This is a genomic window from Exiguobacterium sp. s5 (assembly GCF_018618075.1).
Classification (GTDB): Bacteria; Bacillota; Bacilli; order Exiguobacteriales; family Exiguobacteriaceae; genus Exiguobacterium; species Exiguobacterium mexicanum_A.
On record NZ_JACSLK010000009.1, the window covers coordinates 1 to 19,326 of the forward strand.

The following is a 19,326-nucleotide window of genomic DNA, read 5'->3' on the forward strand; positions in this document are numbered from 1 at the left end:
ATGCCGAACACGGAAGTTAAGCGCTTCAGCGCCGAAAGTAGTTGGGGGTCTCCCCCTGTGAGGATAGGACGTTGCCAGGCCAACGCGAAAGACGATCAAGCATCCGCTTGCTCGTCTTTTTTTGTATATCTAGCGATGTCGCAGTTGCGACATCGCTTTTCGTTTGCCTTTTTTTGAATCAATGATAGAATATAGTCAAAAGTCAAAGATGGTCAGAGGGTGGTGGAGATGAGAAACATATCGGATGTAATCGAACAGTATTTGAAGCAAGTGCTGAAGGAGAGCCAGGCCGAAGCGATTGAAATTAAACGGCAAGATATCGCTAAGCGTTTCGAGTGTGTTCCGTCTCAAATCAACTACGTCATCAATACGCGCTTTACGGTCGAAAAGGGATATTTGGTCGAAAGTAAGCGTGGAGGCGGAGGATACATTCGCATTCGTCGTGTGATTTTGCATGAAAAGCAAGACGTGTTGGTCAGCTTGATGGATATTTTACAAGACCATCCTCGTCTTTCCGAACAGCTTGTCGAGAACATCTTGATTCGCTTGTTTGAAGAAGGGATGTTGAGTGAGCGGGAAGTGCGCTTGTTGTATCATTTATTGTCTGATGAAGCGCTCGGCTTGAACGCTGAAGATCGACACTTGATTCGAAGACAACAGTTACTCGCATTAATGAAATTACTTAGTTACCATTGACTGACGGAGGCATACATCTATGCTATGTGAACGATGCAAACGGCGACCTGCCGTCAATGAAATTCAAGTAGTGGAGAATGGAATTCCTGTAACGCGTAAACTATGTCGTAATTGTACAGTAGAACTCATGTCAGGTTATGTACCGGTCGTGAAACGCTGTCCCACGTGTCAACTGACACAAAACGAGCTGGCTCATTTACGAAAAGCTGGATGCGCTACTTGTTATACGGTATTTCGTGATGAACTGATTAAAATCACTCGGCAGTACCAGCAAGGCCATGATGTTCACGTCGGTTCGATGCCTGATGCCTTGCGCACACCCGACGAGCGAATCGAAGAGCGACTCCAAAAGTTAGCAGGGGAGTTACAACGAGCCGTCGAACAAGAAGATTATGAACGTGCAGCGCGAATTAAAAAAGAAATAATTCAGCTGAAAGGACAAGGTGAGGCATGATGGAACCATTTCTCAAGCATCCACTCGGTCCGAAGATGAAAGAGCGAGCGAAACTTGATGACTTAGTCATCTCCACTCGTATCCGTCTAGCGCGTAATTTAAAAGATACAGTCTTTTCTCCGGTTTTATCTAAAGAAAGTCAACATCAGCTTTGTCAACGTGTTGAAACGTCACTTGGCGGATTGCAAGGCTTCGAGTATTTGCACATGGGCACTTACGATGTAGTGACACGACAAGCACTCGTTGAAAAACATTTGATTAGCCCAACGATTGCTGGAAAAGAAGAAAGTGCCGTCTTGTTAAGTGAAGATGAAACGATCAGTGTGCTTATTAATGAAGAAGATCACTTACGAATTCAAACGTTACTCCCGGGTTATCAAGTGGAAGAAGCGTTTGAACTCGCGAAACGAGTCGATGTTCTCTGTGGCGAATCTCTCCCATACGCATATGACGAACAGCTCGGATATTTAACGACTTGTCCAAGTAATATCGGTACAGGACTTCGAGCGTCAGTGATGCTCCATCTCCCAGGGCTAACGTTGACAGGGCGAATTACTCCTATATTGAAAGAGCTTCGCAAGCTCGGATATACGATTCGGGGACGGTATGGAGAAGGTAGCGACGCGGCGGGACGGTTGTTTCAATTATCGAACCAACGCACACTCGGCAGTCATGAAGCACAGTTGTTGACAGATTTTATGGAAGTTACGGAGCAAGTCATTCAGGCGGAACGACAAGCACGGGAAGAGCTACTGGCTAGCAACCAAGACGAGTTAGAGGACCAGTTTTATCGCTCATACGGAATTTTACGTTATGCAAAACTGCTATCGTCAACAGAAGCGATTGAACGTCTGTCGGATTTGCATTTGGCAAGTGACCTGGGTATTTTATCGGATTGGAGTCCACCTCAGTTTCACGAATTAATTGTAAAGCTTCAATCAGGTTTCCTACAAAAACATTTCGGGAAAACATTATCTACGAAAGAACGAGATCGCGAACGAGCGACTCTCGTTCGTCGAACGTTAGATCATGGCTTAGTTTGATCCAACTTTAAGGAGGTTTTGTCAATGATGTTTGGTCGATTTACAGAACGAGCTCAGCGCGTATTAGCTTTAGCACAAGAGGAAGCGGTACGACTTGGCCATCATAATATTGGTACGGAACATATTTTACTCGGACTCGTCCGTGAAGGGGAAGGGATTGCTGCTAAAGCACTGTTCGCCCTCGGACTCACGTCTGAAAAGATTCAACAAGAAGTAGAGGCACTCATTGGCCGTGGATCAGAAAACGGCTCAACGATTCACTATACACCGCGTGCAAAAAAAGTAATCGAACTCTCGATGGACGAGGCTCGAAAACTTGGACATTCTTACGTCGGCACCGAGCACATTTTACTCGGCGTGATTCGTGAAGGCGAAGGTGTGGCGGCTCGTGTTTTGAACAACCTTGGAGTAAGTTTGACGAAGGCACGTCAGCAAGTACTTCAACTCTTAGGAAACACGGAGTCATCTTCTAATGCGTCACAACCTGGAACGAGTGCCGCGACACCAACGCTAGACGGCTTGGCCCGTGACTTGACCCAACAGGCGCGTGAGTCGCGTCTTGACCCAGTCATCGGCCGCGCTGGCGAGATTCAACGCGTCATCGAAGTGTTGTCTCGCCGGACAAAAAATAACCCGGTCCTCATTGGGGAACCAGGGGTCGGGAAAACGGCAGTCGTCGAAGGTCTCGCTCAACAGATCATTAATAACGAAGTTCCAGAAACTCTTCGTAATAAACGTGTCATGGTACTTGATATGGGAACACTCGTCGCCGGAACGAAATACCGCGGTGAATTTGAGGACCGATTGAAAAAGGTAATGGATGAGATTCGCCAAGCTGGGAACGTCATTCTTTTCATCGACGAATTGCACACATTGATTGGAGCTGGCGGCGCTGAAGGCGCAATCGACGCGTCGAACATTTTGAAACCGTCACTCGCACGTGGTGAACTCCAATGTATCGGAGCGACGACACTTGATGAGTACCGGAAGTATATCGAGAAAGATGCGGCACTCGAACGCCGGTTCCAACCGATCCAAGTCAATGAACCGACAACGGATGAGGCAGAACAAATCCTCTTCGGGTTACGTGACCGTTACGAGGCGCACCATCGCGTCACAATCACAGATGAAGCGATTCATGAAGCCGTCGTTCTCTCGGACCGCTACATCTCGGACCGTTTCCTTCCGGATAAAGCGATCGACCTCGTCGATGAGGCTGCTTCGAAAGTAAGACTTCGTTCGTTCACGGCACCGCCGAATTTGAAAGAACTCGAGGCTCGTCTTGAGTCGATTCGCAAAGAGAAAGATTCGGCTGTACAGAGTCAAGAGTTCGAGAAGGCTGCCTCGTTACGTGATACCGAACAGAAACTCCGGGATGAGCTCGAACAGCTCAAGTCGGAATGGCAGAATAAGCAAGGGAACGAAAAACTCGAAGTAACGAAAGAAGATATTGCGCAAGTCGTCGCCAACTGGACAGGTGTCCCGGTGACGAAGATCGCCGAAGAAGAGACAGATCGTCTCCTCAAACTCGAATCGATTCTCCACGGCCGGGTCATCGGTCAAGATGAGGCCGTCAAATCGATTTCGCGGGCGATTCGCCGGGCTCGTGCCGGATTGAAAGATCCGAAACGTCCGATTGGTTCGTTCGTATTCCTCGGACCAACTGGTGTCGGGAAAACCGAGTTGGCTCGTGCTGTGGCTGAAGCGTTGTTCGGTGACGAAGACGCCATCATCCGAATCGACATGTCTGAATATATGGAGAAACACGCGACGAGCCGTCTCGTCGGGTCGCCTCCAGGTTACGTCGGCTATGAAGAAGGCGGTCAATTGACTGAGAAGGTTCGTCGCAAACCATATTCGGTCATCTTGCTTGATGAGATTGAGAAGGCCCACCCTGAAGTGTTCAACATCTTGCTTCAAGTGCTCGATGACGGTCGCTTGACTGACTCGAAAGGGCGTACGGTCGACTTCCGGAACACGGTCATCATCATGACGTCAAACGTCGGTGCGGCAGCCCTCAAACGCAACAAATATGTCGGATTCACGGTTGAAGATGATGTGAAACGTGAATATACCGAAATGAAAGACAAAGTCATGGAAGAGTTGAAAAAAGCGTTCCGTCCCGAGTTCTTGAACCGGATTGACGAGATCACTGTCTTCCACTCGCTCCAAAAAGAGCACATCCAAGAAATTGTCAAACTTATGGCCGAGACACTTACGAAACGTCTCGGAGAACAAGGCATTGATTTCAGTCTCACCGAATCAGCGCTCGAGAAAATCGCTGAAGTCGGGTACGACCCGGAATACGGGGCTCGTCCACTCCGCCGTGCGCTCCAGCGTGAGGTTGAGGACCGACTCTCAGAGGCGATGCTCAGCGGCAGCATCACAAAAGGCAGCAAAGTGGCGCTCGATGTACAAGACGGCGAATTCGTCGTCCGTAATGAAGGTGTCGTTCAGTAACTACAAGGCTCCCTCTCTCATGTGAGGGGGCTTTTTTAGACGGAAAGGAACATCATGGCAAAAATTAAAACGAAGTACGTATGTCAGTCATGCGGATACGAATCCGCAAAATGGATGGGGCGTTGCCCAGGTTGTAACGAGTGGAATACGCTCGTTGAAGAGTTTGTCGAAGAGAAAAAGGCGAAGCGGGGGGCCGCATTCGTCCATAGCTCCTCGAGACAGCTGAAGCCGGAGCGTCTGTCGGACGTTGTGTCACAAGAAGAGACGCGGGTCCATACGAACAGTCAGGAGTTTGACCGCGTGCTTGGGGGCGGAATCGTTCCAGGCTCACTCGTCCTCGTCGGTGGCGATCCGGGAATCGGAAAGTCGACGATTTTGCTTCAAGTGAGCGCCCATTTGGCGCACAGTGGACGGAAAGTGCTCTATATTTCCGGGGAAGAATCGCTCAAACAGACGAAACTTCGCGCCGAGCGGCTCGGCCTCCCGACCGAGGACTTATATGTCCTCGCGGAGACGGATATGTTGATGATTGAACGGGTCATCGATGAAGAGGAACCAGGGTTCGTCATTATCGACTCGATTCAAACCGTCTATATGGATGAGATTCAGTCGGCGCCAGGTAGTGTCGCCCAAGTTCGGGAATGTACGGCAGCGCTCATGAAAATCGCGAAGACCCGTGGAATTGCCGTCTTTATCGTCGGTCACGTGACGAAACAAGGGTCGATTGCGGGACCTCGTCTGCTCGAGCATATGGTCGATGCCGTCCTTTACTTTGAAGGCGAACGTCACCACACGTTCCGTATTTTACGGGCCGTCAAAAATCGGTTCGGATCGACGAACGAGATCGGTATCTTTGAAATGAAGGAAGGCGGTCTCGAAGAAGTGCTCAATCCGTCTGAAATTTTCCTAGAAGAACGGACTGCCGGGGTCTCGGGCTCAACGGTCGTCGCGTCGATGGAAGGGACGCGGACGGTGCTCGTCGAGCTGCAGGCATTAATTTCCCCGACCTCATTCGGAAATCCACGTCGGATGGCAACAGGGATCGACCAGAACCGGGTCGCGCTCCTCATGGCCGTCCTTGAGAAACGATCAGGGCTTTTACTCCAAACGCAAGATGCTTATTTAAAAGCGGCGGGCGGTGTCAAGTTGGATGAGCCTGCGATTGATTTGGCGATTTGTATCTCGATTGCGTCAAGTTTCCGCGATCGTCCGACCCGTCCGACGGATGTTTGCATCGGCGAAGTTGGATTGACCGGGGAAGTGCGTCGGGTGTCACGGATTGAACAGCGTGTCGCCGAAGCGGCCAAGCTCGGATTTACGCGGGCGATTATCCCGAAAAATAACCTCGGGGGCTGGACGGCCCCACCTGGTATCGATGTCGTCGGTGTCAGTACTGTCGATGAAGCGCTCCAACTTGCCATCCCGTTCTGACGGGGCGCTTCCGGCAGTTTTTAACGCTTTGTAACGAACGCTTTCAAAAAAACCATGTTACAATGAAAGTGTTAATTTCTTGAAATTTTAATTCATAATAAAGGAGGTGGAATGAGTGAAGATTGCTGTACGAATCGGATTTATTTTAATCGGACTCGTCGTCGGTTGGTTCGGTATTATCGAAGCGATGTTGCTGTTAGGTGACCTCGGAGTGAATGTGCCGGCTTGGTTGACGATTCCTTATGTGGCTAGTTTGATTGGTGGACTTATCTTCTTCATTCTTAGTTTATTCTTGACCGATGGGGTCGTTAAATTTATCCGTTTTGTTGAAGAACGGCTCGTCCGTTTACCGGTCGGTGATATTTTGTTCGGGTCGATCGGATTGATTATTGGTTTGTTGATTGCCTTTTTGATCAGTGTCTCATTAGAAGTAACAAATATCTTCTTACTCAGCAAAATCGTACCGATTTTCGTGACCGCCTTGTTCGGGTACTTCGGTTTCGCTGTCGGCTATCGGAAGCGGAACGAATGGATTAAACTGTTCGTCAAGAGTGAACGCGAGAAGCCGGAAGCAGAACCGTTGCGCCGCTCGAACGATAAAATTTTGGATACGAGCGTCATTATCGACGGTCGGATCGCCGACATTTCGAAGACCGGTTTCATCGAAGGCACGCTCATCGTGCCACAATTCGTCATCGGCGAGCTTCAATATATCGCCGATTCGTCGGATACGTTGAAGCGGAACCGTGGTCGTCGCGGTCTTGATATTTTGAAGGAGTTACAAGACAACGACCGCATCGAAGTAGAAATCTATGATGGGGACTTTGAAGACGTCGCCGAAGTGGACATTAAATTGATCAAGTTGGCCGAATTGAAAAAAGGGATTGTCGTCACGAACGACTACAACTTGAATAAAGTGTGCGAAGTTCGAAATGTCCCTGTGCTGAACATTAATGATTTGGCAAATTCAGTCAAACAGATTGTCATCCCGGGGGAAGAGATGGTCGTGACGGTCATTAAAGAAGGTAAAGAACAAAATCAAGGCGTCGCGTACCTCGAAGACGGCACGATGGTCGTCGTTGAAGGTGGGCGCAAGTTGATTTCGAAGACATTGCCTGTTGTCGTGACGAGCGTTCTTCAAACATCGGCTGGCCGTATGATTTTTGCGCGTCCTGAATAAGCATGGAAAAAGAGACGCATTAGCGCTCTCTTTTTTCACGAACAGAGGTGAATGGAATGGTGCGTTATACAGTGGTCATCCCAGCCGCAGGGAAAGGGAAGCGGATGGGAGCCGATGAGAATAAATTGATGCTGACGTTACAAGGGAAGCCGATTATCGTATGGACGGTCGAAGCGTTCTCGAAAGATGCATGGTGTGAGCGCATCGTGCTCGCAGTGCGCCCTGAGGAACAAGGGTGGTTCGAGCGACAGTTGCATCATTTAGAGACCCCGATTACATACGTGACGGGTGGGGAAGAACGACAACAGAGCGTTCGGTCGGGTTTACAAGTCGTCGACCCGGATGCCGTCGTCTTGATTCATGATGGGGCACGGCCGTTTGTGCGTATTGATCAACTTCACGCTATCGCGGAAGCTGCCCGAACGGAAGGTGCGATTCTTGCTGTGCCGGTCAAAGATACGGTCAAACAAGTCGCAACCGGACACATCACACAGACTGTGCCGCGTGAGGCGCTCTGGCTGGCGCAAACCCCGCAAGCATTTCCTGCGGCTGACATCCGAGCGGTTCATGATCAGGCGGAAGCGTCAGGATTTATCGGGACGGACGATGCGAGTTTATTCGAGTGGGCTGGTAAAAAAGTGATTGTCCTTACAGGGGACTATCACAACATTAAAATGACAACCCCAGAAGATTTATTGTTTGGAGAAGCGATTTTAACGAAGGAGGATTATCGATGAGAATCGGACAAGGATTTGATGTACACGCGTTCGCGGAAGGGCGCCCGCTTATTTTAGGAGGAATCGAGATTCCGCATGACCGCGGCCTACTTGGCCACTCAGATGCGGACGTCTTGTTGCATACGATTGCCGACGCGGCGCTCGGGGCGATTGCAGCGGGCGATATTGGCAAGCATTTCCCGGACACGGACCCTGAGTTTAAGGATGCAGACTCGAAAGTATTGTTACAACACGTGTGGCAACTCGTCAAAGCAGAAGGCTATGTGCTTGGCAACGTCGATGCGACGGTGATGGCGGAGCGACCGAAGCTCCGAACGTACATCGACGACATGCGAGCGGTTATCGCCGAGTTGCTTGAAGCGGATATCAGCCAAGTGAACGTCAAAGCGACGACGACCGAAAAGCTCGGCTTCACAGGACGTGAAGAAGGAATTGCCGCTCAGGCGGTCATCCTGCTCAACCGTGCTTGACAAAAGTGGTATACTATTTGGGCAGAAGAGAAGAAAGGTGGAAATATTATGAGTGAAGTGCGCGTACGCTATGCGCCGAGTCCGACGGGTCACCTTCATATCGGGAACGCCCGGACCGCGCTATTTAACTATTTATATGCTCGCCATGCTGGCGGGAAGATGATTCTCCGAATCGAGGATACGGACCAGAAACGGAACGTCGAGAACGGTGTCGAGAGCCAAATGAAATACTTGGAATGGCTCGGCATTGATTGGGATGAAGGCCCAGGCCGCGGCGGCGACTTCGGCCCGTACTTCCAAATGGAACGCCTCGACCTTTACAATCAATACGTGAACGAGTTGATGGACAAAGGACTCGCCTATAAGTGCTATATGACGTCTGAAGAACTTGAGGCGGAGCGCGAAGCCCAAATCGCACGTGGCGAAGCACCTCGTTATTCGGGTGCCCATCGTAACTTGAGCGAAGAAGAACGTGCGGCGTTCGAAGCCGAGGGACGTAAACCATCGATTCGGATTCGCGTACCAGAAGCGGTCACGTACAAGTGGACGGATGTCGTCAAAGGGGATGTCTCGTTCGAATCGAAAGACTTCGGCGACTGGGTCATTGTCAAACAGGATGGGATCCCGACATATAACTTTGCTGTCGTCGTCGACGACCACTTGATGAAAATCAGCCACGTATTGCGTGGGGACGATCATATCGCCAACACACCGAAACAGATGATGGTGTATGATGCGCTCGGTTGGGACTACCCTTCGTTCGGCCATATGACATTGATCTATAACGAAAACCATAAGAAGCTCTCGAAACGTGATGAGTCGATCATCCAATTCATCGAGCAGTATGCCGACCTCGGGTATCTCCCAGGGGCGCTCTTTAACTTCATCTCGCTTCTCGGCTGGTCGCCGGTCGGAGAAGAAGAGATCTTCACGAAAGAAGCGTTCATCGAGATGTTTGACGCCGGTCGTCTTTCGAAGAGCCCGGCCGTCTTCGACCAACAGAAACTCGCTTGGATCAACAGTGTCTACATGAAACAGGCTTCGCTTGACGAAGTGGTGGCACTCAGTTTACCATTCTTACAAGAAGCAGGACGTTTACCGAACGCCTTGTCGATGGAACAGGCGGATTGGGCTACGGCGCTCATCGCCCTCTATAAAGAACAAATGACGCACGGTGCTGAAATCGTGTCGTTGACGGACCTATTCTTTAAAGATGAGGTCGATTACGACGAAGAGGCCAATACGGTTCTCGCTGGTGAAACGGTACCGGCTGTCCTCGCCGAATTCAAGACTCAACTTGAAGCGATTGAGGAGTTCACGCCTGAAGCTATCAAAGCAGCGACGAAAGCGACACAAAAAGCAACAGGTCAAAAAGGGAAAAACTTGTTCATGCCGATCCGGGTCGCCACGACTGGGCAGACGCACGGACCAGAGCTTCCGAACGCCATTTCATTGATTGGCAAAGAGCGTGTCTTGGCACGTCTCACAACATTATTAGCTTAAAAGGCAACGATGAGGAAAGTAAGCGGTATGACACTTAACAGAGACTAGAACCTAGGCTGGAAGTTCTAGAAGCGTCCCCCGTCGAAGTGCACCTCGGAGCCGTTCCGGCGATATGTAGTCGGGACCGCGACTCGGCGTTAACGAGACTTGAGAGGGGAACTTTCCCAAACAGAGTGGAACCGCGCTTACGGCGTCTCTGTGCCTTGGCACAGGGGCGTCTTTGTTTTTGATATGGAAAAGGAGAACAATTATGGGATTTTGGAAAAGTGTGAGTGAGGATATTCGGAACGTGCTCGAGCTCGATCCGGCTGCCCGCTCGAAAGCAGAAGTCATCTTAACATATCCTGGTTTGCATGCGCTTTGGGCACATCGGATTGCGCACGGACTGTGGACGCGTAACGTGAAATTGTTGGCGAAAATGATTGCTCAGACGAGCCGTTGGTTGACAGGGATTGAGATTCATCCCGGGGCGGTCATCGGCGAAGGGGTGTTCATCGATCACGGGTTCGGCATCGTCATCGGCGAGACCGCCATCATCGGTAATAACGTGACCATTTATCAAGGCGTGACGCTTGGTGGGACGGGCAAAGAGAAAGGGAAGCGACATCCGACCATCGGGAACGATGTGCTCATCTCAGCTGGGGCCAAAGTGCTCGGAAATATCACGATTGGCGATTGCGTCAAAATCGGGGCGAGTTCCGTCGTTTTAAAAGACGTCCCGTCTGACTCGACCGTCGTCGGGATTCCAGGCCGAGTCGTCATCCGAAACGGGGAGCGGGTCAAACAACATGACCTCGATCATCGATTGCCGGACCCGGACCGTGAATGCCAAGAGCGACTCGAAAATGCCGTCGCTGATTTGCAGCGGAAGCTTGCGTCATTAGAGAAACGGATGGAGGAAAAAACACATGATTCAGTTTTACAACAGCCTCACGAATAAGAAAGAACCGTTCGTCCCGATCGTTCCGGGAAAAGTGTCGATGTACGTATGCGGACCGACCGTCTACAATTACATTCACGTCGGTAACGCCCGGCCGGCCATCGCCTTCGATACAGTTCGTCGTTATTTAGCGTACCGAGGTTATGAGGTCAAATATGTTCTCAACTTCACGGATGTGGACGATAAAATCATCCGGACCGCAAACGAACTCGGTGAAGACGTCGGGACGCTGACGAACCGTTTTATCGACGCCTATTTAGAAGACACGGGTGCTTTGAACGTGTTACCGGCTGACGTCCATCCACGCGTTACAGACACGATGGACGAGATTATCACGTTCATCCGCGAACTTGAGACGCAAGATTTTGCGTATGAGGCAGGGGGGGACGTATATTTCCGTACTCGTAAGTTCGAGACGTACGGAAAATTGAGCCAGCAATCAATCGAAGACTTGCGCGCGGGTTCACGTGTCGACGTTGGGGAAAAGAAAGAAGACCCGCTCGATTTCGTCTTATGGAAAGCGGCGAAGCCAGGCGAGCCGGCGTGGGAGAGCCCATGGGGACAAGGTCGTCCGGGTTGGCATATCGAGTGCTCGGCGATGGCAAAGAAACACCTCGGCGAAACGATTGATATTCATGCTGGAGGACACGACCTCAAGTTCCCGCACCACGAGAACGAGATTGCCCAGTCGGAGGCGTGCAATCATACGAAGTTCGCCAACTACTGGCTGCATAACGGATTCATCAATATCGAGAATGAAAAGATGTCAAAATCGCTCGGGAACTTCCTGCTCGTCCATGAGGCGTTGAAGGAAGTGGATGCGATGGTGCTCCGCTTCTTTATGTTATCGGTCCACTATCGTCATCCAATCAACTATAGCCGTGAGTTGATCGAGCAAGCGGCGAACGGATGGGATCGCATCAAGGAGTCGTATCAAAACGTTGAATACCGCTTATCGGTCACGGCCGGCCTTGAAGAGCCGAGCGAGGCGATGGAACGCAAGCTCGCGACGATTAAAACAACGTTTATCGAAGCGATGGATGATGATATCAATACGGCGAATGCAGTGACCGTCCTATTTGACTTGGCACGTGAAGCGAACATCTACGCAAAAGCAGACCACGTCTCGAAAGTCACGCTCGAACACGTGATTGCTCTCTTCGAAGAATTGACAGGTGTGCTTGGTTTGACAATCAAGAAAGAGCTAGAGCTTCTTGACGCGGAAATTGATCAATTGATTGAAGAGCGGAACACGGCTCGGGCGGAGCGGAATTTCGCGCGTGCCGATGAGATTCGAGATCTCTTGAAAGAACAGAAGATTCAACTCGAGGATACAGCCCAAGGGGTGCGGTGGAAGCGGTTATGAAACAACTTGCCCCCCAACTGAACGCTCTCGCCCTCGCCTATATGGGCGACGCCGTCTATGAGATGGCGGTACGCAAACGACTGCTCGGACAAGGGATGACGAAGCCGAACGACCTACACCGTGGCGCCATCCGCTACGTGAATGCGGCAGCGCAGGCTGGGATCGTGACTCACTGGCTCGAGACGGGTGTCTTGAGTGATGATGAAGCGGCTGTCGTCCGCCGTGGGAAGAACGCGAAATCCGGTTCAATCCCGAAGCGGACAGATGTTCATACGTATCGCTATTCGACAGCGTTCGAAGCATTGATTGGTTACACATATCTAATGGAAAGAAGGGATCGTCTTGAAGAACTCATCGAACAAGCGTTCACATGGCTCGAAACCGAGTCATTCGAAACGACATGACGGAGGAAGGGCGCATGAGCAACGGTCATTTGATCGTCCGCGCGGCGAACGAAATGATCGACCGAAGCGTCAAAAACTAGAACGACCAGACTATCAAGAAGTCGACGTGCTCGAGGAAGGAATCGACTTCCTTTACGGGCGCAACCCGGTGATGGAAGCGCTCCGGAGCGGTCGCGATATGAACAAGGTCTTTATTATGGAAGGGCAACAGAAAGGGCCGCTCGCTCAAATCATCGGCATGGCCAACGAGGCATCGGTTCAAGTCTCGTTCGTCCCGAAAACGAAACTCGAGAAGATGGCCGGTAGCGAACATCACCAAGGTGTCGTCGCTGCGGTCGCCGCCTACGAATATAAGTCGATCGAAGATATGTTCGCCCTTGCCGAGTCAAAAGGAGAAACGCCGTTGTTCATCCTGCTCGATGAACTCGAAGACCCGCATAACCTCGGTTCGATTTTGCGGACAGCGGATGCGGTCGGGGCGCACGGGATTATCATTCCGAAGCGCCGCTCGGTCGGTTTGACGCAGACGGTGGCGAAAGCTTCGACAGGCGCGATCGAGTACATTCCGGTCGCACGCGTCACAAACTTGACGCGGACGCTTGAAGAACTGAAAGAGAAAGGACTATGGGTTGTCGGGACAGACGCGAGCGAGAGCCAAGATTATCGTCGCCTCGATGGGAACATGCCGCTCGTCGTTGTCATCGGTAGTGAAGGTAAAGGGATGAGCCGCCTCGTACGCGAATCGTGTGACTTCCTCGTCCACATGCCGATGGTCGGTCACGTCACATCGCTGAACGCCTCGGTCGCGGCCGCGCTTCTCTTGTATGAAGTGCATCGCTCACGTAACCCATTGTCATGAGCATCAAGAAACGGGAATTGCTCCTCGTGGATGGATATAACATTATTGGCGCATGGCCGCACCTTCGAAAGCTGCGCGACATCGATTTTGAGAAAGCGCGAAACGATTTGATTGAAGCGATGGCCGAGTACCAAGCGGTCACGGGTCGCGAAGTGACAATCGTCTTCGATGCCCATATGCGATACGGGCGGGAATCGAAAGCGAATCAGAGTCGTGTCGCGGTCGTCTATACGAAAGAAAACGAGACGGCGGATGAATGGATTGAACGCCGTGCGCACGCCCTTGTCGATGATCGGCTCGTGACGTTGTTTGTCGCGACGAACGACTTCACCGAACAGTGGGTTATCTTCGGACAAGGAGCGCTCCGGGTTCCTGCCAATGAGTTACTGAAGGATTGGAAGCACGCCCAGGTGTTGATTGAAAAAGAACGGTCGGCACTCGAACAGGACCGGTCGAATCGAAAAACGATTGACCTTTCACCAGACATAAGAGCCCGATTGGAAGAAATACGCCGTCGTAAATAAGGCGGTGAAGGATATCACAGACGAGTTCATCAAATGGACTCGTCTTTTGTTTTTAATTTGACATTTATTTGGAAAGAAATGTTGTATACTAATAGATGTATGAGTTACACGATATGTAATTGACGGAATTTTTAGAATTTTATTTGACGGTCGTTTTAACCGACGCCTATAATGAGAGCACAAACTTACATAAGTTCATCAATCGCCGGGGGGTATGAAACATGAACGGATGGCCATACGAGCAATTTGAAAGCATGTCCGACGAAGAGCTGGTCTTTCTTGCGCGTAATGAGGGGGATAGCGACGCTCTTGAGTTTTTGATTGAACGTTACCGATATTTCGTCCGGGCGAAGGCAAGGTCTTACTTTTTGATCGGTGCCGATCACGAGGACATCGTGCAAGAAGGCATGATCGGTCTGTATAAAGGTGTCCGGGATTACCGCGATGAGCGGCTCGCCTCGTTTAAAAGTTTTGCCGAGATGTGCATCACCCGTCAAATGATCACTGCCATCAAAACGGCGACCCGTCAAAAGCATATCCCGCTCAATTCTTACGTCTCGCTCGACAAGCCAATCTTTGACGACGAGTCGGATCGGACACTGCTCGATGTGATCTTGCCGCCGCATCCGACGGACCCGCAGGATTTGCTCGTGACGCGAGAAGAACAACTGTTCATGGAAGAAAAGATGGAAGAGCTCCTGAGTGACTTGGAACGAAAAGTGTTGCGTCTTTATTTGGACGGCCGTTCGTACCAAGAAATCTCGGACGACCTCGACCGTCATGTGAAATCGATTGATAATGCGTTACAGCGCGTGAAGAAAAAGTTTGAGCGGCATGTCGACGTCAAAACGATGACGAGCTAACCGATATTGACCGCACGCCTCCTATGTGATACTTTTAAGGCAGCGCCTTGTCCGTAGACGCCATTTACAGGAGGCGTTTTTTTTTCGCTCTTTTTTATAGGAGAGCTGTCGAAAGGGGCGCTCATGAATGGCAAAGAAAGTAAGTCTCGCGTGTTCAGATTGCGGGTCGAGCGGTTATTCGACCATGAAACAAGACGACGTGACGACACGGCTCGAGCTGAAAAAGTTCTGTCGGCGTTGCAATGCGCATACGACACACCGAGAATCGAAGTAATGTAGATTGGCATTCAACGTAGGAGGAAGCTACCATGAACTTTTTGCGCGATGTATGGAAAGAGTTAAAGAAAACGAGTTGGCCGACTCGTAAAGAGCTCACAAAATATACCATCACGGTCATCGCGACGGTCGTCGTGATCGGCCTGTTCGTGTTCGGCGTAGATACTGGTGTCAGCTATCTCGTCAACCTATTAATCAACTAAGGAAAGAGGTGAAAGCCGTGGAGAAACAATGGTTTGTTGTCCAGACGTATTCTGGATTTGAAAACAACGTCAAAGAAAACCTAGAACGTCGGATCGGTTCGATGAACATGGAAGATAAAATTTTCCGCGTCCTCGTTCCGACTGAAACAACGCAAGAAGAAGTCACGCTCAAGAGTGGCGAGAAGAAGATTAAAGAAAAAGAAGTGAAGAGCTTCCCAGGTTACGTCTTCGTCGAGATGGTCATGACTGACGACTCGTGGTATGTCGTGCGGAACACGCCGAACGTCACCGGCTTCCTCGGTTCAACAGGCGGCGGCGCCAAGCCGATCCCGCTTCAACCGGACGAAGTGACGAACGTCTTGTCACAGATGGGTCTCATCGAGAAGAAAGATCGTTACAACTACGAACTCGGCGACCTCGTCCGTGTCAAAGAAGGCGCATTTGAGAACTTTGAAGGTACGATTGATGAAATCGAAGCCGATAAAGAGAAGCTCAAAGTTGTCGTTGACATGTTCGGCCGTGAAACAAAAATTGAGCTTGATTTCGAACAAGTTCAGAAAATTAACTAATACCCACTTGCCATTCTCGGAAACGGATGGTACAATCGGAAATGTTTGATGTTGTGCTATATTTCGGTACAAACTCGACCTAATAGATTGAGTGGGAGGGCGCACAACGTCCAAGAAACCACATTTTAGACTTAAGGAGGTGTGTCTCGTGGCGAAAAAAGTTACTAAACTCGTTAAACTTCAAATCCCAGCTGGTAAAGCTAACCCAGCACCACCAGTAGGTCCAGCACTTGGTCAAGCAGGTGTTAACATCATGGGATTCTGTAAAGAGTTCAACGCTCGTACACAAGACCAAGCCGGATTGATTATTCCTGTAGTCATTACGGTATACGAAGATCGTTCGTTTACATTCATTACGAAAACTCCACCAGCTGCAGTTCTTTTGAAGAAAGCTGCTGGTATCGAGAGCGGTTCTGGTGAACCAAACCGTAAGAAGGTAGCAACGGTTAAGCGTGATAAAGTTCGCGAAATCGCTGAACTTAAAATGCCTGACCTTAACGCGTCGTCTGTTGAAACAGCGATGCTTATGGTTGAAGGTACTGCGCGTAGTATGGGTATTGTAATCGAAGACTAATTTATTAGTCTCTGGGATTGTCGGTGAATATTATGCTCACCTTCAATCCCTTCATTATGTGGGAGGAAATTCCGCTAACCACAAGGAGGAAAAGAATCATGGGTAAAAAACACCAAGAAGCAGCTAAGCTTGTTGACCGCATGAAGTCATACGAACTCGCTGAGGCCGTTGAACTCGTTCAGAAAACAGCTACTGCTAAATTCGATGAAACAATCGAAGTTGCTGTCCGTCTCGGCGTAGATCCGAAGAAAGCGGACCAACAAATCCGCGGTGCCGTCGTACTTCCACACGGTACTGGTAAAACACAAAAAGTTCTCGTCTTCGCAAAAGGCGAAAAAGTTAAAGAAGCTGAAGCGGCTGGCGCTGACTACGTCGGTGACTCTGAGTTCATCACTAAAATCCAACAAGGATGGTTCGACTTCGATGTAATCGTTGCGACACCTGACATGATGGGTGAAGTTGGTAAACTTGGTCGCGTTCTCGGACCAAAAGGCCTCATGCCTAACCCGAAAACAGGCACAGTCACGTTCGACGTTGCGAAAGCAATCGCGGACATCAAAGCTGGTAAAGTAGAGTACCGCGTTGACAAAGCCGGTAACATCCACGTACCAGTTGGTAAGAAGTCATTTGAAGCAACAAAACTCTCTGAGAACATCGAGACAATCATCGAGACACTCATGAAAGTGAAGCCTGCTACTGCAAAAGGAACTTACCTTAAAAACATCGCGCTTTCTTCGACAATGGGTCCTGGAATCCGTGTCGCGACTGCCGACTTCATCAAGTAATCTACTTGAAATAAACTGTTGACAACGTGTGATACCGCTGTTAAAGTAATACACGTTCAACCGAATATGTTGGATTACCGTAGACAGAAGGTGGACATCGGTCCGTAAACCCTTCCGAGGTGTCTTTGCTCGAACTTGAGCCTGTTGTCACAGGTTTACTTTCAAACAATTACGCCCTCGTATGTCTTCATACGAGGGATTTCTTTTTGGAGAGCAGCCTCTCGTCCGGTATAAGAATTGACTAGGAGGTGCAAACACATGGCAAGCGAAAAAATCGTATCTCAAAAATCGGCACTCGTCGATGAGATCGCTGAAAAAATGCAAGCGAGCGTCGGAACAATCGTTGTTGACTACCGTGGACTTACAGTTGAAGAAGTGACTACACTCCGTAAATCACTCCGTGACGCTGGAATCGAGTTCAAAGTATACAAAAACGGTCTTCTTCGCCGCGCGGCAGTTCAGTCGAACTTCGAAGGTCTTGACGAAGTCTTCACAGGTCCTACAGCAATCGCCTTCTCTAACGAAGACGTTGTTGCCCCTGCGAAGATCTTGAACGACTTCTCGAAAGAGCACAAAGCGCTCGAATTGAAAGGCGGAATCATCGAAGGCAAAGTAACTTCACTCGAAGAAGTTAAAGCCCTTGCAGAACTTCCATCACGCGATGGTCTTCTCTCGATGCTTCTCAGCGTACTTCAAGCTCCAATCCGTGGGCTCGCAGTCGCAACAAACGCAATCGCAGAACAAAAAGAAGAGCAAACTGCTTAATTTTTGTCTCGTAGCGTAACCAAAACCAATCTTTACAACATCAAAGGAGGAAAACCATAATGGCTTTCAACAAAGAGCAATTCATCGAAGACCTCAAATCAATGACGGTTCTCGAACTTAACGAACTCGTAAAAACAATCGAAGAAGAATTCGGCGTATCAGCAGCAGCTCCAGTAGCAGTTGCAGGTGCAGGCGCAGCAGCAGCTGAAGAGCAAACTGAATTCGACGTAATCCTCACAAACGCTGGCGCTGGTAAAATCAACGTCATCAAAGCAGTTCGTGAACTTACAGGCCTCGGTCTTAAAGAAGCGAAAGCACTCGTTGACGGAACTCCGGCTCCAGTCAAAGAAGGCGTTTCTAAAGAAGACGCAGACGCAGTCAAAGCTAAGCTTGAAGAAGCTGGCGCAACTGTCGAAGTTAAGTAATCCAACTTTTACTTCACAACCTATAGAAGCTCGCTATGGCGAGCTTCTTTTATTTCCTTGAAGAGTGGGTTAGGAGGTTCAATGCATGGGAGATCATTACTATACGAACGACCCTAGTTCGAAAAGTGCCCCTGAGACATGGACGTACGAGTTGCGAGGGAAGACATATCGCTTCACCTCGGACCGCGGCGTGTTCTCGAAAGGATCGGTCGATTTTGGGTCACGTCTCTTAATCGAATCATTTGAAGTGCCTGACGTCGAAGGGCGCATTTTAGATGTGGGCTGTGGCTACGGTCCGATGGGGATCTCGCTTGCCGATGCCTCTGGGCGTGAAGCACTCCTCGTCGACGTGAACGAGCGAGCGCTTGCCTTGTCAGAGCAAAACGCCGCCCAGAACGGAGTGACGATCGAGACGCGGCTCAGCCACGCTTACGACGCGGTCGGTGACGAACAGTTCGCCGCAATCGTGACCAATCCGCCAATTCGGGCCGGAAAGCAAGTGGTCCACACGATTTTGCGAGGCGCGCATGCGCATCTCGTCGTAGGTGGAGCGCTCTATGTCGTCATCCAAAAGAAACAAGGAGCGCCTTCTGCCAAGAAGTTGCTTGAAGATGTGTTTGGTCAAGTCGAGACGGTTGTGAAAGAAAAAGGCTATTTCATTTTCCGAGCAATTCGCTCTTGACAAACGGTGAAGTCTTGTTGACTCGCTATAACGTATATGCTAACATTATAAAATGCCATTGGAATGGAATTCGCCTTGAACTGCCGCGTTTGCCGCTTTTTAGACGCGGAAAAGAGA

At 50.0% G+C, this 19,326-nt stretch carries 23 protein-coding genes, 1 rRNA gene and 2 other annotated features; all 24 genes read left to right on the plus strand.

All coding sequences use genetic code 11. The annotated features are described in order from the left end of the window. Positions 1–80 (plus strand): 5S ribosomal RNA (gene rrf, locus KNP60_RS15680); the annotation flags it as partial. A gap of 148 nt (positions 81–228) precedes the next feature. Further along, a complete protein-coding gene (locus KNP60_RS14680) occupies positions 229–696 on the plus strand; it encodes a CtsR family transcriptional regulator (protein ID WP_034781748.1) in 468 nt (155 codons plus the stop codon). Positions 697–715: 19 nt separating this feature from the next. After that, positions 716–1,150, plus strand: a complete 435-nt coding sequence (locus KNP60_RS14685) for a UvrB/UvrC motif-containing protein (protein ID WP_214797789.1) — start codon at positions 716–718, stop codon at positions 1,148–1,150. After that, positions 1,150–2,193: a protein arginine kinase gene (locus tag KNP60_RS14690; RefSeq protein ID WP_214797790.1), complete on the plus strand. Its 1,044-nt coding sequence runs from the start codon at positions 1,150–1,152 to the stop codon at positions 2,191–2,193. The genes KNP60_RS14685 and KNP60_RS14690 overlap by 1 nt, the downstream gene beginning before the upstream one ends. 24 nt (positions 2,194–2,217) lie before the next feature. Continuing rightward, the gene (gene clpC, locus KNP60_RS14695; protein WP_034781743.1) at positions 2,218–4,653 is read left to right on the plus strand and encodes an ATP-dependent protease ATP-binding subunit ClpC; all 2,436 of its coding nucleotides are present in this window, start codon (positions 2,218–2,220) and stop codon (positions 4,651–4,653) included. Positions 4,654–4,707: 54 nt separating this feature from the next. Then, complete coding sequence (radA, locus tag KNP60_RS14700; RefSeq protein ID WP_034781742.1) at positions 4,708–6,084, plus strand: DNA repair protein RadA; 1,377 nt, start codon at positions 4,708–4,710, stop codon at positions 6,082–6,084. Positions 6,085–6,199: 115 nt separating this feature from the next. Then, positions 6,200–7,264 carry a PIN/TRAM domain-containing protein gene (locus KNP60_RS14705; RefSeq protein WP_034781740.1) on the plus strand — a complete coding sequence of 355 codons (1,065 nt, stop codon included), beginning with the start codon at positions 6,200–6,202 and terminating at the stop codon, positions 7,262–7,264. A gap of 59 nt (positions 7,265–7,323) precedes the next feature. Next, positions 7,324–8,001 (plus strand): 2-C-methyl-D-erythritol 4-phosphate cytidylyltransferase, encoded by a 678-nt coding sequence (ispD, locus tag KNP60_RS14710; RefSeq protein WP_332908975.1) that lies wholly within the window; start codon positions 7,324–7,326, stop codon positions 7,999–8,001. Next, on the plus strand, positions 7,998–8,471 hold the full coding sequence (gene ispF, locus KNP60_RS14715) for a 2-C-methyl-D-erythritol 2,4-cyclodiphosphate synthase (protein WP_021066582.1): 474 nt from the start codon (positions 7,998–8,000) through the stop codon (positions 8,469–8,471). The genes ispD and ispF overlap by 4 nt, the downstream gene beginning before the upstream one ends. A 45-nt stretch (positions 8,472–8,516) precedes the next feature. Then, the gene (gene gltX / locus KNP60_RS14720; RefSeq protein WP_200881520.1) at positions 8,517–9,974 is read left to right on the plus strand and encodes a glutamate--tRNA ligase; all 1,458 of its coding nucleotides are present in this window, start codon (positions 8,517–8,519) and stop codon (positions 9,972–9,974) included. Continuing rightward, positions 9,972–10,175: a binding site (T-box leader), on the plus strand. (Overlaps the previous gene by 3 nt.) Positions 10,176–10,224: 49 nt before the next feature. Next, on the plus strand, positions 10,225–10,914 hold the full coding sequence (gene cysE, locus KNP60_RS14725) for a serine O-acetyltransferase (RefSeq protein ID WP_034781737.1): 690 nt from the start codon (positions 10,225–10,227) through the stop codon (positions 10,912–10,914). Further along, positions 10,883–12,280, plus strand: coding sequence for a cysteine--tRNA ligase (gene cysS, locus KNP60_RS14730; RefSeq protein ID WP_214797791.1), 1,398 nt, complete (start codon positions 10,883–10,885; stop codon positions 12,278–12,280). The genes cysE and cysS overlap by 32 nt, the downstream gene beginning before the upstream one ends. Next, positions 12,277–12,684, plus strand: coding sequence for a Mini-ribonuclease 3 (locus KNP60_RS14735; protein ID WP_138858558.1), 408 nt, complete (start codon positions 12,277–12,279; stop codon positions 12,682–12,684). The genes cysS and KNP60_RS14735 overlap by 4 nt, the downstream gene beginning before the upstream one ends. Positions 12,685–12,790: 106 nt before the next feature. Then, complete coding sequence (gene rlmB, locus KNP60_RS14740; RefSeq protein WP_034781752.1) at positions 12,791–13,543, plus strand: 23S rRNA (guanosine(2251)-2'-O)-methyltransferase RlmB; 753 nt, start codon at positions 12,791–12,793, stop codon at positions 13,541–13,543. Further along, positions 13,540–14,067 carry a YacP-like NYN domain-containing protein gene (locus tag KNP60_RS14745; protein WP_034781731.1) on the plus strand — a complete coding sequence of 176 codons (528 nt, stop codon included), beginning with the start codon at positions 13,540–13,542 and terminating at the stop codon, positions 14,065–14,067. Before rlmB ends, KNP60_RS14745 begins: the two co-directional genes overlap by 4 nt. Before the next feature lie 221 nt (positions 14,068–14,288). Continuing rightward, the gene (sigH, locus tag KNP60_RS14750; protein WP_034781729.1) at positions 14,289–14,930 is read left to right on the plus strand and encodes an RNA polymerase sporulation sigma factor SigH; all 642 of its coding nucleotides are present in this window, start codon (positions 14,289–14,291) and stop codon (positions 14,928–14,930) included. 127 nt (positions 14,931–15,057) lie between these two features. Further along, the gene (gene rpmG / locus KNP60_RS14755) at positions 15,058–15,204 is read left to right on the plus strand and encodes a 50S ribosomal protein L33 (protein WP_034781727.1); all 147 of its coding nucleotides are present in this window, start codon (positions 15,058–15,060) and stop codon (positions 15,202–15,204) included. A gap of 34 nt (positions 15,205–15,238) precedes the next feature. Continuing rightward, positions 15,239–15,409, plus strand: a complete 171-nt coding sequence (gene secE / locus KNP60_RS14760) for a preprotein translocase subunit SecE (RefSeq protein WP_012727692.1) — start codon at positions 15,239–15,241, stop codon at positions 15,407–15,409. A gap of 17 nt (positions 15,410–15,426) precedes the next feature. Next, entirely contained in the window at positions 15,427–15,978 is a 552-nt protein-coding gene (nusG, locus tag KNP60_RS14765) for a transcription termination/antitermination protein NusG (protein WP_034781725.1), read from the plus strand. A gap of 148 nt (positions 15,979–16,126) precedes the next feature. Beyond that, positions 16,127–16,552, plus strand: a complete 426-nt coding sequence (gene rplK, locus KNP60_RS14770) for a 50S ribosomal protein L11 (protein WP_021066593.1) — start codon at positions 16,127–16,129, stop codon at positions 16,550–16,552. Positions 16,553–16,650: 98 nt separating this feature from the next. Next, positions 16,651–17,337 carry a 50S ribosomal protein L1 gene (gene rplA, locus KNP60_RS14775; protein WP_034781720.1) on the plus strand — a complete coding sequence of 229 codons (687 nt, stop codon included), beginning with the start codon at positions 16,651–16,653 and terminating at the stop codon, positions 17,335–17,337. Between the two features lie 59 nt (positions 17,338–17,396). Then, positions 17,397–17,550, plus strand: a sequence feature (ribosomal protein L10 leader region). A 45-nt stretch (positions 17,551–17,595) separates the two neighbouring features. Continuing rightward, complete coding sequence (rplJ, locus tag KNP60_RS14780) at positions 17,596–18,102, plus strand: 50S ribosomal protein L10 (protein ID WP_034781718.1); 507 nt, start codon at positions 17,596–17,598, stop codon at positions 18,100–18,102. Between the two features lie 59 nt (positions 18,103–18,161). Continuing rightward, positions 18,162–18,527 (plus strand): 50S ribosomal protein L7/L12, encoded by a 366-nt coding sequence (rplL, locus tag KNP60_RS14785; RefSeq protein WP_024372175.1) that lies wholly within the window; start codon positions 18,162–18,164, stop codon positions 18,525–18,527. A gap of 85 nt (positions 18,528–18,612) precedes the next feature. After that, a complete protein-coding gene (locus tag KNP60_RS14790; protein WP_034781715.1) occupies positions 18,613–19,209 on the plus strand; it encodes a class I SAM-dependent methyltransferase in 597 nt (198 codons plus the stop codon). Positions 19,210–19,326: the final 117 nt, after the last annotated feature.

Bases quoted from the DNA above. Each gene is read 5' to 3' on its own strand.
- ispF (WP_021066582.1), top strand. From the start codon at position 7,998: ATGAGAATCGGACAAGGATTTGATGTACACGCGTTCGCGGAAGGGCGC.
- sigH (WP_034781729.1), top strand. From the start codon at position 14,289: ATGAACGGATGGCCATACGAGCAATTTGAAAGCATGTCCGACGAAGAG.
- secE (WP_012727692.1), top strand. From the start codon at position 15,239: ATGAACTTTTTGCGCGATGTATGGAAAGAGTTAAAGAAAACGAGTTGG.
- rplL (WP_024372175.1), top strand. From the start codon at position 18,162: ATGGCTTTCAACAAAGAGCAATTCATCGAAGACCTCAAATCAATGACG.
- cysS (WP_214797791.1), top strand. From the start codon at position 10,883: ATGATTCAGTTTTACAACAGCCTCACGAATAAGAAAGAACCGTTCGTC.
- clpC (WP_034781743.1), top strand. From the start codon at position 2,218: ATGATGTTTGGTCGATTTACAGAACGAGCTCAGCGCGTATTAGCTTTA.
- KNP60_RS14690 (WP_214797790.1), top strand. From the start codon at position 1,150: ATGGAACCATTTCTCAAGCATCCACTCGGTCCGAAGATGAAAGAGCGA.
- rplA (WP_034781720.1), top strand. From the start codon at position 16,651: ATGGGTAAAAAACACCAAGAAGCAGCTAAGCTTGTTGACCGCATGAAG.
- rplJ (WP_034781718.1), top strand. From the start codon at position 17,596: ATGGCAAGCGAAAAAATCGTATCTCAAAAATCGGCACTCGTCGATGAG.
- KNP60_RS14735 (WP_138858558.1), top strand. From the start codon at position 12,277: ATGAAACAACTTGCCCCCCAACTGAACGCTCTCGCCCTCGCCTATATG.
- rpmG (WP_034781727.1), top strand. From the start codon at position 15,058: ATGGCAAAGAAAGTAAGTCTCGCGTGTTCAGATTGCGGGTCGAGCGGT.
- KNP60_RS14685 (WP_214797789.1), top strand. From the start codon at position 716: ATGCTATGTGAACGATGCAAACGGCGACCTGCCGTCAATGAAATTCAA.
- KNP60_RS14745 (WP_034781731.1), top strand. From the start codon at position 13,540: ATGAGCATCAAGAAACGGGAATTGCTCCTCGTGGATGGATATAACATT.
- KNP60_RS14790 (WP_034781715.1), top strand. From the start codon at position 18,613: ATGGGAGATCATTACTATACGAACGACCCTAGTTCGAAAAGTGCCCCT.
- radA (WP_034781742.1), top strand. From the start codon at position 4,708: ATGGCAAAAATTAAAACGAAGTACGTATGTCAGTCATGCGGATACGAA.
- cysE (WP_034781737.1), top strand. From the start codon at position 10,225: ATGGGATTTTGGAAAAGTGTGAGTGAGGATATTCGGAACGTGCTCGAG.
- KNP60_RS14680 (WP_034781748.1), top strand. From the start codon at position 229: ATGAGAAACATATCGGATGTAATCGAACAGTATTTGAAGCAAGTGCTG.